The following is a 15,593-nucleotide window of genomic DNA, read 5'->3' as shown; positions in this document are numbered from 1 at the left end:
CGGTGCGGTGTCGACGCCGAAGTCGGCCGGGCTCTTCTTGTCGAGCGGCTTCTTCTTTGCCTTCATGATGTTCGGCAGCGAGGCATAGCGCGGCTCGTTCAGCCTGAGATCGGTGGTCACCACCGCCGGCAGCTTCAGTTCGACCGTCTGCAGGCCGCCGTCGACCTCGCGGGTGACGTTGACCTTGCCGTCGCCGAGCTCGACCTTCGAGGCGAAGGTGCCCTGCGGCCAGCCGAGCAGCGCCGACAGCATCTGGCCGGTCTGGTTGCTGTCATCGTCGATCGCCTGCTTGCCGACGATGATCAGCCCCGGCGCTTCCGCTTCGGCGACACCCTTGACGATCTTGGCCACAGTGAGCGGCTCGACCTGGTCGTCGGTCTCGACGAGGATCGCCCGGTCGGCGCCCATGGCGAGCGCCGTCCTCAGCGTCTCCTCGGCCTTGGCCGGGCCGATTGACACGACGACGACTTCACTCGCCTTGCCGGCTTCCTTCAGGCGCAAAGCTTCCTCGACGGAGATTTCGTCGAACGGGTTCATCGACATCTTCACGTTCGCCAGCTCGACGCCCGTGCCGTCCGCCTTCACCCGGATCTTGACGTTGAAGTCGACGACCCGCTTAACAGTGACCAGGATCTTCATGAAATACCTCTCTCTTTGGTGGTATCCAAGCCGGCTATGTCCCGGCACGTCTTGCCCTGTCGGACATTCGCCCGCCGGTCGTCGTGGTGGGTGGCTTCGCATTTGCCCGTGGGAATGAAGGCGTTGGCGAAGCGTAGCAGCGGCAATGGCCGTCCCATTGGCCTTCAATCAAGACAGAGTGTTCCCCAGAGAACGCGAGGCGAGTGCCTCCTCAATCAGATGTTCAAGGCTCTGTTTGGCAGCCGGTACATAGCGCTTGTAGTAGTGGGCATTGAAAGGCCCCACCCCATGTTCGGCGCTGAAACTCCCCCCGTGGGCGGCCACGAGGTCGTAGACGGCTGTTCTCAAGCGTTCGACCAGTTCAGCGTCAGAGGGTACCTCATGCGGCCAGATCATATTGAAATGGACGCCACCGTCTCCCAGATGCCCGAAGTCGGCGATCAGCACGAAGTCGGCGAGACGCTTGACCTCTTCGCAAGCCTTGTCGCGAAACTGAACGAAACGGTCGCGAGGAACGGAGACATCGAGCGCGATGACCTTTCCCTTGAGCTTCAGGCTGTCGGAAATGTGGTGGCGGATCGACCAGAGATTTGCAGCGTCTTGAGTGAACGCATTCTCGATCTTGCCGGCTTCGAATGCTCGTTCGAGCTCCCGCTCGAGTGCTTGGTCAAGGGTGAGGTTGCCATCGCCGCCCTTGGTCCAAGTGCTCACTTCCACGAGCAAGGAATAGTGCGGCAATTGCTCGTTCAAAAACGGGTTCCGCAGCTGAGGGACGCCAACCAGGACGGCGGCGAGGGCAGTTCTTGATATGCCCTCGAATGAGGTCAGCTGCGGACCGAAGTGCTCCTCCATATCGACCAGGATATCGAGTGCACCGGCAGGCGAACTGGGCACGATCAGCGCAGTCGCCGCGTTTTGTGGAAGAGGGTGCACCTCCAAAATGGCTCGGGTCACGATACCGAACCGACCGCCGGTGCCGATGAACAACTGCTTCGTATCGAGGCCCGTGTTGTTCTTCCGCACCTGGTCCATGAAGTTCAGGGTGGTGCCGTCGTTGAGAACCACTTCCAGGCCGAGCACGTTACGCCGGACATCACCATAGCGAATGAAGCGCGTCCCACCCGTATTCGTGGCTATCATGCCGCCGACTGTCGGGTCTGCGCCAAGGTCGATCGGAAACCAGAGACCGTAACTTTTCAGAAAGTCGTTCAGCTTGGAGAGCGATACGCCGGCAGAGACCTCAATTGACCGGTTGATGTGGTTCAATTGCAGAGTGGACGCCGCTCTTTCCAATGAGAGGACAGCCTGCTGACCGCTTTCGTCCGGCGTGGAGGCGCCCACGAGGCCGGTGTTCGCTCCCTGCGGCACAACGGTGACACGATGTTGTGAACAAATCTTCAGGGCGACGGCGACCTCCGCCGTCGACGAAGGACGCATGACAAAAGCGGCCTGGCCCGCCCCGTATCGCGCCCCAGTCTCATAGCGAACGAGATCTTCCCGTTTCGTGTAGAGGCCGTTGCCGCCGAGAGCCACGGAAAGAGCGGAGATGCACCCATCGATATCGGGAAGCAGTGCAGACGGCCGCGGGTTCATTGGGCAGCAACTACCGAGTTGACAAGCGTGCCGACGCCGGTGACCTCGACTTCCACGATATCGCCGGGCTTCATATAGAGCGGCGGGTCTCGCCGGTCGCCAACGCCGCCCGGAGTACCCGTGACTATAACGTCGCCGATCGACAGCTCGGTGAATGTCGAGATGTAGGCGATCAGTTCGGGGATCGAGAAGATCAGAAGGTCAAGGCCCGACTGCTGAACGACTTCGCCATTCAAACGCGTCGTCAGGGTGAGGGTGTTCGGATCGGCGATCTCATCAATGACGAGCCATGGCCCGAACCCGGCGCTGGCGATGAAGTTCTTGCCCGGAGTGAACTGGCTCGTGTGTTTCTGCCAGTCGCGGACTGACCCATCGTTATAGCAAGAGTAGCCGATGACGTGCGACATTGCCTGATCGGCGGGAATATGGCGTCCACCTTTGCCGATCACGATGGCCAGCTCCCCTTCATAGTCGAATCGAGACGGCTCCTTTGGGCATACCAGCGCCTGACTGTGCCCGACCTGGGTGTCAGGCCAGCGGATAAAGAGCGTTGGGAAGGCTGTTTCCGGACGCCTGGTCTCGATGCGGTGGTCGAGATAGTTCAGCCCGACGCAAATGATCTTGGCCGGGTTCGCAATCGGCGGCAGCAGGTCGGCATCCGCTATGCTGGTGGCCGCTACATCCTTGTATTTGATCCCTTCCAGGTCGGCCAATACCGCCTTTACATCAGCGTGGCTTGAAATCTCGTGGATGTCGTCACCAAGCACGATGCCTGGTTGAGCGCTGCCCTGACGGCGAAAGGTTACGAGGCGCATCTTTCCTCCAACTGCTGTTGCTCCGGTTGCAGCCAAAGCTCTCTGAATTCGCGTCGCCCCTATTAGCAGTCGGGACACTGTCTCGTCAAGTAGGACAAAAATGGGTCCTAGTTAGGCAGCTTGCTAACTTCATCGCGGAAATTTGCGGGACGATGTCCCTATTGACGGGACCGCGTCCCCGGTGATAAACAACTATCCATGGCAGTTCTTGTTAGAAGAGGTATTCATGGACAAGCTCATCATCACCGTGACCTGTGACAGCGACTCGGCCTTTCCGGGTAACCCGCACAACCCAACCCCGAAGGGGATGGAGACGGTTGTGAAGGAGTATCTGGGCGGCATCGACGCCGGCGCGGCCATCAGCCACATTCACGGACCACGGAAGCTCGATGACGCCCCGCAGCCGGACGGGTCGCGCCTGTCCAGCCTCGAGATCCCGGGCTGGGGAAAGATGCAGGACATGATCCTGTCCCAGCGCGACACGATCATGCAGTTCGGCATCGCTGGTGGGCGCTTCAACCAGCGCAAGGACCTGATCAGAACCTATGCACCGGACATGCTGTCTGTCGCGTTCGTCGCACACGACGAGTGCTTCGACTACGATCCGAGCCGCGTGCCGAAGGAGATTTATGGCATTCACTCGCGGACCGAGCTTGAAGAATACTGCACCTTGTGCAACGAGCTTGGCATCAAGATCGAGGTCGAGGCATTCCACACGGGAGGTTTCTGGAACGCGCAGCGGATGATAGACAAGGGCGTGCTCCCGCAGCCTGTCTGGATCACGTGTTTCTTCGGCTGGAAGGGCGGTGCCTGGACGCCGCCGACGGCCGACGCGGTCCTCTACATGAAGAGCCACCTGCCGAAGGGCGCGAACTGGAATGCAAGCACGATGGACCCTGCCGAGCACTGGAAAGTCCTCACCGCCGTTATCGCAGCCGGTGGCCATGTGCGTGTCGGGATGGAAGATAACCCCTTTGTCAGACCCGGCGAGTACGCTCGTACCAATGCAGAACTCGTCGACAAAATCGTCAAGATATCTCGTGAGCTTGGTCGCGAGATTGCGTCTCCGGACGAGGCGCGTGAGATCATTGGCCTAAACAAGAAGGCGGCGAAAACTGATGGCGGAATCAAAAGATACGGCAATTCCTGAAGAAGCCCCGACGCAGTCCATCGGCCTCGTCAACCTTGTCGTAGAGACGCTTTACGCTCTGGCCGCCCGGCCAGAGGGATCGAGTATCCGTGCGATTGCCCAGGAAACCGGCAACAGCCGGAGCTCCACTCATCGCATCCTTCAATATCTTGCGCGAAGCGGGTACGCGGAACAGACTGAAAATGGAAGCTACGTGGTTGGCTCCCGGCTCGTTTCGCTATCCGCCCGCGTCTTCGGTGTCGTTCCGGTCCTTCAAATCGCGCGATCCATCATGCGCAAGCTGGTCGATGAGGTCGGTGAAACCTGCTATCTGGCAACCTATCTCCCCAAGGACGACTTCTGCACCTACGTACATCGCGTCGAAAGCGATAACCTCGTCCGGCACGTGCAGCCACTGGGAGTAAGACTTCCACTCCACGCTGGCGCAGTCGGCAAAGCCATCCTGGCGTCCTTGCCCGCGTTCGATTTCGAGTTGCTCGATCTGGTACCCTATACTGCACACACGCTGACCACGGAGAGTGCGTTGAAGGAGAGCCTGGAACTGGTGAGGGAGAAAGGCTACGCCACCAGCGTTGAAGAACGCGTGCTGGGAGTGGCTGGCGTCGCGAGTGTCCTCAAATCCGGGGAAAGCGTCGTCGGGGCGCTGACCGTGTCGGTGCCGCTTTCGCGGGTCGCGCCGGCAGGTCTCGATCAGATCGGGGAATTGGTCAAGGCGCATGCCGAGGAATTGTCGTCCGCCCTTACAGGAATCGGAGTGACGCGCATCTAGGGCATCCGCGTCTCGATGATGAGAGCCCGGCGCGAGCACCGGGCTTTCATCTCGTCAGCGCGGGAGGATCTTCGCGTCCTGCATCCTCGTCAACCAGTAGAGGATGGCGTCCTCTGTGTCGTAGCAATCCGAGAAACCTTCCTGCCGGAGCTTGATGGGGCTCATCAGTCGATCGAACGGCCGCTCCTTCCCATAGCCCCACGTCAGATCAGCAGTCTGCCACGACGATCCGACAATATCGCTCATCTTAAGAGGCTGCAGTCCGTGTTTCGCGACGATCGCTTCCCAGCATTCATCGAGAAGGGGCATCTCATCGCTGAGCTTCATTGGTTCATCTCCAGCCACGGGCATATTGAAATGCGCAGCGATCGAAGGCCATAAGTCTCGCCAATTCACGGCGTCGCCGTTGACGACGTTGTAGGTCTCGCCCGCAGCCGTTTCGTGCATGAAGCAGAATTCCGCCGCACGCGCGATCAACCGGCTGTCGGCGCAAGCGGTGACATACTGTCCGCCACCCGGGAAGCTTAGAGGCCTTTTCAGTTCGCGCATGACGCTCGCATAAACGCCGAGCGCAGCAATGATGTTGATCGGGCTTGCCAGAGCATCGCCCAGGATCAGCTGCGGCCGCAGGATCGAGTAGCTCCAGCCGGCATCGGCAGAGCGGGTCTTCAGGTAATCCTCCTGCTGCCAATAGAAGATGTGATGGTCCATGCGGGGCCAACGTTCTTTGGCTGGGACGGGAACCCTTCCGAGATGGGATCCGTACGCCTTGCCACCCTGCAGAATAGTCAGATGCTTGAAAGCCGGGCGACCGGCGACGTTTTCCACGACGTTCTGAAGCATTGTGAGATTGATTCCCGCCTGAGATGTGCTTTTCCAGCCCTCCAGGAGATCCTCTTGCTCGTAGAGCGCAGCGTATAGGACATGGGTGATCGTAGGAGCTTGCGCAAAAGCCGCTTTGCAGGCATCAGTGTCCGTTAGGTCGGCGGAGATGTGATGGACTGGCTTGCCCCGGCGCGGTGAGCGCCGGGACAATGTTACAACTTCCCATCCGGGTAAGCCCGAAAAGTATTCTGTTGCTGCGGCTCCGACGAGGCCGGTCGCGCCAACGATCGCAATTCTCTTTGTGGTCATTCGGTCGTTCCTCCCGATGGCAAACCGGCGCTTGTCAGAGACTTGCTCCGGTCTCTTCCTCGACGATCTTCACCAGGTCACGAAAGCGCTCCGGAACGATGTTCGGGTGGCCGACAACCACAACCGACTGAAACAGGACCTCGAGCACTTCACGCGGCGACGCGCCCTGCTTCATCGCGGTTCTCATGTGGTGGCGCGTCTGAACGATCTCGCCGATCGCGAGGGTATTGCCGACCATGCACAGCAGTCTGGTTCTGTGGTCGAGGATCTGGCGTCCGTACATGTCGCTATAGCCGAAATCGTAGAATGCTTCGGCAAAGCCTTCGTCAAGGCCGCCAATGAAGGTGGCATTGTTCAGCGTATGGCGCGGACGCAGGACGAGGGCGATGCTGATGCCCGGCCAACCGTATTTCGCCATCAGTTCATCGGCGCGCGGGTCAGCCGTATCCTCGGGATGCCAGGTCGCACGTTCGGCGTCGAGACTGCGCTCGCTTTCGCGCTGGCCGGTGTGCAGGCTGCGCGTCGCCACGCCGTCGAACAGTCCACGTGCCTTGAGCTCTTCCGTGAAAATCGCGAGAGGCTCATCAACGATCGACTCACCACCGTAAATCGAGCATTGGAAGATGACCTCCAACACTTCCCGAAGGTCGAGTTTTTGTTCGCAGGCCGCGATGATGGTCTCGCGGAGGCGCGCATGACGGCGGCTCATCGTGAACTGTCCCGTCATGACGAGCAGTCGGGTGCGAACGTCCAGAGTGGGGCGGCCGAACAAGCGAGCAGCATATCGCAGGGACGCTTCGGCAAAGGCCGCATCGATCTGCCGGCGGCCTTCAAAACGCCTCCGAATACCGGGCTGAAGGCGTTCAACAATGGATAGCATTTCTTCGATTGAGCCTTCGCCGTCGAAGTTGACAGTATTGATGGGCATGACCTGATCCTTGGTTTGGTAATCGCATCGATGACGCAGTGAGGGGAATTCTTACGGGCGCTATGGGCGCGCGTGGCCGGCGGTGTCGGCCTATTTGATCGCAATCGCGTTGCATGGCGATCCGACGCCGCCGACAAGAGTAATGGGCTTGGAGACGACCATGCACTCATAGACCTGGTCGGTTGCGCAGTCCTTCGCCAGTTCGTCGAGCTTCCACATCTCACCCAGACATATGCCGAGCAGCGCGATCAAATCGGGGTGCATCATACCGCGGACGTTCCTGTCGAAAGGAGACGTCGGCACCGTGGGCATGACTTCGACGGCGACCGTGTCGCTGGCAACAACGGAGAAGTGGTTGTCCCAGAGCCACGCTAGCATCTCCTCGCTTTGGGCAAGTCCGCAGAAGGTCCGCTCCTTTATGAGGTGCTGCTGTGTCTCGATGTTCAGGGCAACGAAGTGCTCCGCCCATCCGGTGTGCAGCAAAAGCATGTCGCCCGCTCTGAGCGTGACACCTTGCGACTTCAGTGCGCCCTGAAGATCGGTCAAAGTGATGGGGTCGCCTTGCATGAGGTCTATCGGACGTCCGATCAATTGCCGGTAGCGTGCGACATCAACCAAGACGCCGCGCCCGACCATGCCTCGCCGCCCGATATGCTGGACGCCAAGGTCCGGCGTCCCGGAACCGACGAGATAGTCGTCGACATTATTATAGAAGCCGTGGACGCTGTGCTTATGGTGGCGGAGGCCGTCGATATGGGACCCCGCTTGAGGGAAGAAGTCATTGACGTAATCGTCATGCACTTGGCCGTCGAGCCGGCAAACCTCGCAGTGGACGAGCGCCTTTCTGTAGGGCGAAACCGGCGGGGTGAAGGCGTTGAGGTCATAATCCAGGCCGAATGACGTACCCTTTCGAACTAAGGTCGCGGCCTGCACAGCGATCTCTTCGGTGAGGAGGTTGACCGTTCCGATCTGATCATCCGCTCCAAATATGCCCCAGGCCGAGCCTGCAGGTGCGTCGCTGCGGGCCTTCAGCTCCGCATAGGAGGGCAACCTTTCTCTCCTCGAAGAATCCGAACTCATCGCTCCTCCTTCCCGCCACACATGCCGAGCGGTGTTCCAATCTTAGCGGCAGCTAATAGCAGCGGTATAACCAATATTGTCCCGCATGTAAAGACACCGTCCCGCATAATGAGCATTTCGGTGCTCGATCGAGCTTCGGTCGGCAACTTCCGCCGCTCTTGTTGGGACACTGTCTTGACAAGTGGGACAAAAGAGATCACAAAAAGGCAGTTGTTTGATCGGGAGGAGTATCAAATGAGATCGAGAAGTTCGCTGAACGCCCTTGCTGCCGCGGTTGCCCTCACAGCGCTGATGCCGCACGGAGCGCAGGCCCAAAGTACTGGTGAACCGCTGAGGGTGATCTTTGCGGGAGCGGTAAACAACGTGCCGATGATGGTCGCTGCTGAAAACGGCTACTGGCGCGAACTGGGGCTGGATGTGTCCGTCCAGGTGCTGGATAGCGGTTCGCAAATTGCCAGGGCGCTCGTCAGCGGAGCGGCTGACATCGGCGCCGGGGCGGCAACCTCGACGGTCATTCTTTCGCGAGCAGCTGGAAACGACCTCACATTGATCGGGCCGTACCACAACAACCCGATGGTCGTGAACGGCGTCCAGCGAGTGGCTGTCATCGCTCGAAATGAGGCAGGCGTGACGGACAAGAACCCCGGCGACATCGTCGGAAAGACCGTCGGGGTCACAGCCGGGAGCACGGGCGAATCGTATCTGCGAAGCTATCTATCCTCGATCGGCAAAACTCTTGAGGACATCAAGATGGTGAACCTCTCTCCGCCGGACATGTCGGTGGCTTTGCAGCAAGGCACCGTTGACGTGGCCGTGCCGTGGGAGCCCTATGTCAGCCAGATCATCAGGACGCAGGGCAATGATGTGAGCGTCGTCAGTCGCGGCGGGCCGTTTGGTGCCAGCGTTGTCGGGGTCATGGTGACCGACGACTACCTGCAGAAGCACCGCGATCTTGTCGAGAAATACGTTCTCGGTGCCTGGAAGGGCGTGAAGTTTACCCGCGAGCATCCGGCAGAAGCCGCCGAGCTCGCCCAGCGCTACATCCAAGGCGTGGACCCGCAGGACGCCACGTCCGCGATCGAGTTCATGAAGTCGGAGTTCGATCCTCGAATCTCCGTCTGCACGGAGGCGGCAATCCTCCAGGAGCAGAAGGCGCAGATCGCTGCAGGAAATATGAAGGTGGATGAACCATTTCCCTACGATCAGATCGTCCAAAAGGCGTTCATCAACGACCTCCTGCAGAAACATCCGGACCTGACAAGTGGTCTCGCTCCTTTGCCTCAAGCCGTGGAGCAGTGCGGTGGTGGCACCAACTAAAATGGATATGAGACGTAAGCAGGAGCCGTCACGAATGATACAGCTGAACGAGCGAAAACCGATTCTGCAAGCAATCAACTTGCGCCACGAGTATGAAGCTCGCGGACAGAAGATCGTCGCATTGCAGGACGTAAATCTCACGATTAATGCCGGTGACTTCGTGACGGTCGTTGGCCCCAGTGGCTGCGGTAAATCCACCCTCGCCAAGATCTTCGCCGGTCTTGGAACGCCAACTTCCGGCGAAGCGCTCTATGCAGGCAAACCCATCAAGGGTGCTTCCAGTGAACGCGGCATGGTTTTCCAGGAATTGGCCGTGCTGCCGTGGCGAACCGTGGTCGGGAATATTGGCCACGGGCTCGAGATTGCCGGAATGCCGAAGGCGGAGCGGGAGCAGCGGGTCGCTGAACTCGTTCGGCTGATCGGCCTCGAGGGCTTCGAGAAGAAGTACCCTAGCGAGCTCTCTGGCGGCATGCGCCAACGGGTAGCGGTTGCGCGAACGTGGGCAACCAGGCCGCCGGTAATTCTCATGGACGAACCCTTTGCTGCAGTGGATGCCATCACTCGCTTGACGCTCCAGGAGGAACTTATCCGTCTGGCGCGTACGACCAAGCAGACGGTGGTCTTCATCACCCATAGCGTGGAAGAAGCCGTCTTCCTGGGCGACTACATTGTCGCCATGTCCTCGCGCCCCGGCCGCGTTCTGGAAATCGTGCCGGTACCCGATATGGGGATCAATCGCACATGGGAGCAGATGATCCGCGACCCGCGCATCGAAGCCATCGTTTCGCGTGTCTTCGAGCTTGTTCGAGGCCGAGCCGTTGCCCCTTCGACGGAGCGCCAACATGCATAGATCTTCCTCGCTCATGCACCTGCCGGCCTGGGTGGTGCAGACCAGCTCGATCTTCGGCCTGTTTCTGGTGTGGACGGTGGCCTCGCGCTTCGTCGCTGAGCCGGCGATCCTGCCGTCGCCCGCAGCGTCGTTTCAGGCAATGGCCGACCTGATTGCCCGCGGCACCCTGACTTCTGCGGTTCAGGAAAGCCTTATAACGCTGGTGATCGGCTGCGCCATCTGCATCATCTGCGTCGTGCCGTTTGCGCTGTCGATCGCGCAGAGCCGGCAACTCGCCATGATCCTCCAGCCGATGGTCCGCTTCATCAGCTGCGTTCCGGCCATCGCCCTGATCCCCCTGTTCATCGTCTGGTTCGGCTTCAGCACGAAGGCCGTGTACGCAACGCTTTTCTATACATCGGCGATACCCTTGCTGTTTTCGGTTATCACCGGCGTGCAGAAGATTCCCCGGGTATATGCCGACGGCTTGCGACCGCTTGGCGCAGGGCCGTTCCGTATCGTCCGCGACGTGTACCTTCCAGGCGCCATGCCAGGCATCGAGGTCGGCATCCGGCTGGCGCTCTCCTATGGCTGGCGTGCCGTGATCGCGGGTGAACTCATCATCGGAAGCAGCGGCCTGGGAAGAGTGCTCGCGCAGGCGCGTGCCGCCAACCAGGTAGACCAGATCGTTGCGGTCATGATCGCAATCGCTGTGCTCTTCCTCATCATCGACCGGCTCATTCTGTTTCCTTGGAACCAGCTCATCTCCAGTCGTTGGTCTAGTTTCTGAACGGTGCTGCCATGACAACGCTTCGACTAACGTCTCCGTTTATCCCGTCAAAAGGCGTCCCCGTCTCTTTGGTCGCGATCCTCCTGTTGGCGCTCTTTTGGTGGGCACTGACGAATGTATTCGGCGTTCCCGAATACATTTTTCCAAGTCTCAGTTCCGTCGCTGCGGCGCTGTGGGAGGCCCTGTTGAGCGGTCGTCTGCTCGACGATACCCGGATCAGCATCATCCGGCTGTTGCTGGGCGCCGTCGTCGGCATCGTCTCCGGGATCGCGCTCGGTTTCCTCGTGGGGCTGAGCAGAACCGCACGCATCGCCGTCGAGCCATTGATCAACGCCTTTTCCGGGATCGCCGGGATCGCATGGATTCCGCTGGCGCTGGCGTGGTTCGGTACGGGATTGGCGATGTCGACCTTCGTCATCTGGAACGGCATGTTCTTCGTCGTCTTTGCGAACACCATCCTCGGCGTTTCGAGGGTGCCGCCGACCTATGCTCAAGCAATTTTCACGCTGGGTGGAGATCGCCGGGAGGTGTTGCGGTCGGTCATACTGCCGGGGGCGCTTCCGGATATCCTGACCGGTGTCCGGGTGGGATTGGCGTTTGCCTGGCGCAGCCTGATCGCCGCTGAGTTGATGGGCTCTCCGATGGGGCTCGGACAATGGGTCAACGAGGCCGCCACCTACCAGCGGACTGACCGTATCCTGGCCGGATGCCTTACGATCGCGGTTCTTGGCGTGCTCCTGGAGGCGCTGATGGTATCTTGGATTGCTCGCCGGACGGTCGTGCGGTGGGGAACCGTCGCCGTTGCCGAGGAAAGGAAAGCACGATGACTTCTCGCGCAGCAATGACCCGTATTGCAATCGGCTTCGCGCTTCTGGCGCTCGTCTACGTCGCCCCCTGGTTCATCGGCTACGTCTCGGCGGGATCACGCATGATGAAGTGCCCAGGCCAGGAGACGGCACCGGTGGACGTCGTGGTTTCCCTGGACTTTCGCCCCGGACCTTCGGAGCTCGAGGCTCTCCAACAATATGGTCGATATGGTGGTGGCGGCGGCGAGGCTACGAACGTCATCCTCCTCCGCACAACGCCAGACGATCGAGTGCGTCTTTCGCGACTCTATTGGATTAAGGCAGTTAAACCTCTGAAGGGCTGTTCTTGAGGGTGGCACGCACGGTAAGAACATCTGGATCGCGCGTTCGGTGCGTCAAGGCCAAAAAAGCTAGGGGCCACTGCTGAATGGCCTTGGTTCCACCTGCGCAGGGTCAAGCTGTCCGTCTACATCAACGTCGTGAAGCTGCTGCGCACGGTCAGGTCGGCGGGCCTGGACGTTTTTCGTTCCCTTCATATCCCTGGGCAGTCGGACCCGGTCGCTTCAGATACTTCATGAACTCCCTGAAGTGGGGCCATAGTTCCTTAAAGAGCGGCTCGCGATGATGCCGGACCATGACTTCAGCAAGGAGCTTCAAGCCAAAGGTGAACTCGGCCACTTCTTGCTGCGGCAGAATTCTGCGCTGTTGGACACGGGCTACTAAACTTAGCAAGTCGTCATGGTTGGTGACATCGAATGTGAGCGTACGATCGGGCCGTACGCAACCGTAGTCTTCTTTTGGCTGGATCGTGATTCGATAGGTGTGGGGCAAGAGCGGTGTCCAGGCATTGATGGTGAGGGAGCCGATGCGATGCAAGTCCGCGAAAGGGCAGTGTCGGCTTGGGCGAAGGTATCCTGGGGCCGCCAAAGTTAACGGCCCGACGGATCACCCCGTCAGGTCTCAAACTGATAGCTGGCCGGAATGTAGTTGTAGCCGCTCTCTCTCCGTTCCAGGAAGCCGACGGACGGATGCGGCATATGATAGCCCAGCAAAGGCACACGATCTGTCGCGATCATGTCCAGAACGCGTTTGCGGCTGACGGCCGCGGCGGCCTTGTCCATGTCGAACCTCATCTCCCAGTCGGGTCTTTGCAGGTTCAGGGCATAGTGGACCGCGGTGTCGGCCATTGCGATCGCTCGCTTCCCGTCGGACTCGATGTTGAGGATCGTGTGACCCGGGGAATGCCCGTACGCGGCAATGGCCGTTATGCCCGAGACGATGTCCTGACCGTCTTTCAAAAAGGTCGTTTTCGCCGCCAGCGGCTTGACGTGCGACAGGACCATGCGATGGTTGGCTTCCGCGGGTGTCCCCCTGCGCTCGTCGGATACCCAGAAGTCGTACTCCGTGGCATTGACGGCGTAACGGGCATTCTTGAAGGCCGGCGCGCCGGCCTCCATCAACCCCCCGATGTGGTCCCGATGAAGATGCGTCAAGACGACCATCGTGACCTTGTCGGCGGTGTAGCCGGCGGCCCTCAGGCTCTGCAGCATTTTGCCTGCGCCGCCTGAGCGAAGGCTTTCCCCGAAGCCGGTGTCCACAAGGATCACTTCGCTGCCGGTATCGATGATCGTCGGCGCGTAGCTCACCGCAAATCTGTCGGTCGGAAGGAAGTTGCGCTGCAGCAGGCTCTTCACGGTCTCCTGCGGCTGATCCGTACCATAGGTCTCCCAGGGCTTCTCCTGAACGGTCGCTCCGTCGCTGATGATCGTGACCTTGAAGCTGCCGAACTTGTACTGCTTGACCTCGAAGCCACTGCCCGAAGCCGTCGGCTGCTCTGCGAAGGCGGGCGAGAGCGACCCGGCTCCCGCAAGCAGGAGCGGGCTGGCCAATCCGACGCTCGCCATCTGAAACATTCTCCGCCGGGAGGGTCTGACAATGTCTTTCATCTGCCGTCTCCATTGTTGCAGTTGAGTGGTGAGAGAAGCACGTCAGACCCGGCCAGCGTATCGCTGCTCAATAGCGGCTCGACACCGCGCACGTCGTTCAGAGCCTTTCGATCTTGTGAACGGCCTGGTCGATGATTTCCGCCACGGCAAGAAGCAGGTCCTTGTCGGGCTCACCAGCGAGTTTCTGTCCGAGTGCGGTCTTGAGGTTCTGCATCGCGCGGCCAACAGGTCCGGCCGCAACAGAGCTTCCTCGGTAGCGCAGGGCTTCTATACGCGCCCGTACGCCGTGCGCCTCTTCCAGGTGCTCCATCAGGAATTCGGCTCCAGCCGCAGTTAGCTGATAGGCACGCCGCTTTCCCTTGGTTTCTACGGTGACGTATCTGGCCTCCACTAGCATCGCCAGTCGCGGATATACGATCCCGGAACTCGGAATGTAGTTGCCTCCGGATCTGGTCTTGAGGTCCTTGATGAGGTCGTAGCCGTGGCCTTGTCCTTCCTTCAACTGCAGCAACAGCAGCAGCCCCAGTTCGTCCCCATCCAGCATTCTTCTTCCGTCGCCCGATGGCACGGCGTCATTTTCGCCCTTCATATTCCCGCCCTCCCAAGACTGTCCAAGACATATCTTGACAATATCTTTATGTCAATCCATTTCTACACGGGAACCGACACAGTGCAGTCGGAAAAGAATCTGGGACTGGGGCAGGGACCTCGGGCCGCTCCTCACTCAGGCGCAACAGGCCACATCGTCGAAACGGCAGAAAAGGATAGGAGCATGATTTCAGAAAGAGACGTCGTCGTTCTAGTGGGAAGTCTCCGCAGGGCATCGATCAATTTGAGGCTCGCAAAGGTGCTGCAGGCGATCGCGCCTACGAGGCTGACACTTGACATCGTGCCCATCGGCGACCTGCCGCTCTACAATCAGGACCTCGACACAGAAAAACCGCCGTCGGCCTGGGCCGCCTTTCGCGACAGGGTGCGCAGATCAGATGCGGTCCTGTTCGTCACGCCGGAGTACAACCGCTCGCTACCGGCGGCTCTCAAGAATGCGCTGGAAGTCGGGTCGAGGCCCTATGGCAAGAGCGTCTGGGAAAACAAGCCCGGAGCCGTTACCGGGGCGTCACCTGGCCTACTGGGCGGATCTGCAGCGGCGCTGCATCTCCGCCAGATATTGGTCAGTGTCAATGTCGCCGTGCTACCACAGCCCGAGGTCTATCTCAGCAGCGCCGACAAGTTCATCGATGAGGCCGGCTTAATCTCCAGTGATGCGACGAATGCATTTCTCGGAAACTTCCTGGATGCCTTCGGGGCATGGGTTGACAAGCTGGCGTAAGCAGAAGTGCCGACATTGTCAGCGGATCGGTCAGGGAGACTTGTTTGTCCGGTGCGGCCTCGACCTGCTTGCCGATCTCCCTGAGGGACTGCATCTGCCGGCGCAGGCCTTCGATCTTCTCCTTGAGGCGCACCGTCTTGGCCTCGGCGACATCGCCGTTCTCCCGGTCAGCTCGGTCCAAGTCCGTCAGATAGCGCGCGATGCTGGCCTCCACCTGCTCGATGCGCTTGGCGATCTTGGCCACAGTGAAGTTCTTGTCGCGGTTGTTGACCGCCTTGAACTTGCTGCCGTCGATGGCGACGACGGCTCGGGTGAACAGGTTGAGTTGGCGGCACAGCACCACGAACCGCGCGCAGGCGGCGCGGATCGCTGCCCCGTTGTCGCGTCGGAAGTCGGCAATCGTCTTGAAGTCCGGCATCAAGCGGCCGGTGAGCCACATCAGTTCGATATTGCGCTGGCTCTCCCGT

The 15,593-nt window shown here is 59.9% G+C and carries 17 protein-coding genes and 1 pseudogene; 8 read left to right on the top strand and 10 right to left on the bottom strand.

Going from position 1 to position 15,593, the window contains the following annotated elements; translation table 11 throughout:
* The 3 genes from ATC00_RS00440 to ATC00_RS00430 all read right to left on the bottom strand — a co-directional run.
* A partial coding sequence (locus tag ATC00_RS00440; protein ID WP_064251614.1) for an electron transfer flavoprotein subunit beta/FixA family protein occupies positions 1–639 on the bottom strand: 639 nt, incomplete at its 3' end.
* A gap of 168 nt (positions 640–807) precedes the next feature.
* Positions 808–2,232, bottom strand: coding sequence for an FAD-binding oxidoreductase (locus ATC00_RS00435; RefSeq protein WP_064251613.1), 1,425 nt, complete (start codon positions 2,230–2,232; stop codon positions 808–810).
* On the bottom strand, positions 2,229–3,047 hold the full coding sequence (locus ATC00_RS00430; RefSeq protein ID WP_064251612.1) for a fumarylacetoacetate hydrolase family protein: 819 nt from the start codon (positions 3,045–3,047) through the stop codon (positions 2,229–2,231). Before ATC00_RS00430 ends, ATC00_RS00435 begins: the two co-directional genes overlap by 4 nt.
* Positions 3,048–3,273: 226 nt before the next feature.
* On the opposite strand from ATC00_RS00430, the gene ATC00_RS00425 reads away from it, so the two are divergent.
* On the top strand, positions 3,274–4,197 hold the full coding sequence (locus tag ATC00_RS00425; RefSeq protein WP_064251611.1) for a beta-keto acid cleavage family enzyme: 924 nt from the start codon (positions 3,274–3,276) through the stop codon (positions 4,195–4,197).
* Positions 4,166–4,966 carry an IclR family transcriptional regulator gene (locus ATC00_RS00420; protein ID WP_037381026.1) on the top strand — a complete coding sequence of 267 codons (801 nt, stop codon included), beginning with the start codon at positions 4,166–4,168 and terminating at the stop codon, positions 4,964–4,966. Before ATC00_RS00425 ends, ATC00_RS00420 begins: the two co-directional genes overlap by 32 nt.
* Positions 4,967–5,020: 54 nt before the next feature.
* On the opposite strand, the gene ATC00_RS00415 is transcribed toward ATC00_RS00420, so the two are convergent.
* From ATC00_RS00415 to ATC00_RS00405, 3 genes are all read right to left on the bottom strand, one after another.
* Complete coding sequence (locus tag ATC00_RS00415) at positions 5,021–6,100, bottom strand: NAD-dependent epimerase/dehydratase family protein (protein WP_064251610.1); 1,080 nt, start codon at positions 6,098–6,100, stop codon at positions 5,021–5,023.
* 34 nt (positions 6,101–6,134) lie between these two features.
* Positions 6,135–7,028 carry a carboxymuconolactone decarboxylase family protein gene (locus tag ATC00_RS00410; protein WP_064251609.1) on the bottom strand — a complete coding sequence of 298 codons (894 nt, stop codon included), beginning with the start codon at positions 7,026–7,028 and terminating at the stop codon, positions 6,135–6,137.
* 90 nt (positions 7,029–7,118) lie between these two features.
* Positions 7,119–8,078 carry a cyclase family protein gene (locus tag ATC00_RS00405; RefSeq protein ID WP_161951893.1) on the bottom strand — a complete coding sequence of 320 codons (960 nt, stop codon included), beginning with the start codon at positions 8,076–8,078 and terminating at the stop codon, positions 7,119–7,121.
* 138 nt (positions 8,079–8,216) lie between these two features.
* Here ATC00_RS00405 and ATC00_RS00400 point away from each other — a divergent pair, with 138 nt between their 5' ends.
* The 5 genes from ATC00_RS00400 to ATC00_RS00380 all read left to right on the top strand — a co-directional run bounded on the left by ATC00_RS00400 (position 8,217) and on the right by ATC00_RS00380 (position 12,200).
* Positions 8,217–9,425, top strand: coding sequence for an ABC transporter substrate-binding protein (locus ATC00_RS00400; protein ID WP_161951892.1), 1,209 nt, complete (start codon positions 8,217–8,219; stop codon positions 9,423–9,425).
* 34 nt (positions 9,426–9,459) lie between these two features.
* Positions 9,460–10,275 (top strand): ABC transporter ATP-binding protein, encoded by an 816-nt coding sequence (locus tag ATC00_RS00395; RefSeq protein WP_064251606.1) that lies wholly within the window; start codon positions 9,460–9,462, stop codon positions 10,273–10,275.
* Between the two features lie 13 nt (positions 10,276–10,288).
* Positions 10,289–11,044, top strand: a complete 756-nt coding sequence (locus ATC00_RS00390; RefSeq protein ID WP_064251605.1) for an ABC transporter permease — start codon at positions 10,289–10,291, stop codon at positions 11,042–11,044.
* Between the two features lie 185 nt (positions 11,045–11,229).
* Positions 11,230–11,871 (top strand): ABC transporter permease, encoded by a 642-nt coding sequence (locus tag ATC00_RS00385; protein WP_161951891.1) that lies wholly within the window; start codon positions 11,230–11,232, stop codon positions 11,869–11,871.
* Entirely contained in the window at positions 11,868–12,200 is a 333-nt protein-coding gene (locus ATC00_RS00380; RefSeq protein WP_064251603.1) for a hypothetical protein, read from the top strand. Before ATC00_RS00385 ends, ATC00_RS00380 begins: the two co-directional genes overlap by 4 nt.
* A 148-nt stretch (positions 12,201–12,348) precedes the next feature.
* Here the strand turns inward: ATC00_RS00380 and ATC00_RS30625 are convergent, their stop codons facing one another.
* From ATC00_RS30625 to ATC00_RS00370, 3 genes are all read right to left on the bottom strand, one after another.
* Entirely contained in the window at positions 12,349–12,681 is a 333-nt protein-coding gene (locus ATC00_RS30625; RefSeq protein WP_072642960.1) for a DUF3861 domain-containing protein, read from the bottom strand.
* A 122-nt stretch (positions 12,682–12,803) separates the two neighbouring features.
* Positions 12,804–13,796 (bottom strand): MBL fold metallo-hydrolase, encoded by a 993-nt coding sequence (locus tag ATC00_RS00375; RefSeq protein ID WP_064251602.1) that lies wholly within the window; start codon positions 13,794–13,796, stop codon positions 12,804–12,806.
* 97 nt (positions 13,797–13,893) lie between these two features.
* Positions 13,894–14,385 (bottom strand): PadR family transcriptional regulator, encoded by a 492-nt coding sequence (locus ATC00_RS00370; RefSeq protein ID WP_064251601.1) that lies wholly within the window; start codon positions 14,383–14,385, stop codon positions 13,894–13,896.
* 186 nt (positions 14,386–14,571) lie between these two features.
* Between ATC00_RS00370 and ATC00_RS00365 the strand changes: the two genes are divergently transcribed.
* A complete protein-coding gene (locus ATC00_RS00365) occupies positions 14,572–15,126 on the top strand; it encodes an NAD(P)H-dependent oxidoreductase (protein ID WP_327289066.1) in 555 nt (184 codons plus the stop codon).
* Between the two features lie 22 nt (positions 15,127–15,148).
* On the opposite strand, the pseudogene ATC00_RS30620 reads toward ATC00_RS00365, so the two are convergent.
* Positions 15,149–15,593 (bottom strand): annotated as a pseudogene (locus ATC00_RS30620) (transposase); the annotation flags it as partial.

The organism is Sinorhizobium americanum (assembly GCF_001651855.1).
Lineage (GTDB): Bacteria > Pseudomonadota > Alphaproteobacteria > Rhizobiales > Rhizobiaceae > Sinorhizobium > Sinorhizobium americanum.
The sequence above is the reverse complement of the archived record's forward strand: the minus strand, read 5'-3'. Positions and strand labels throughout refer to the sequence as shown.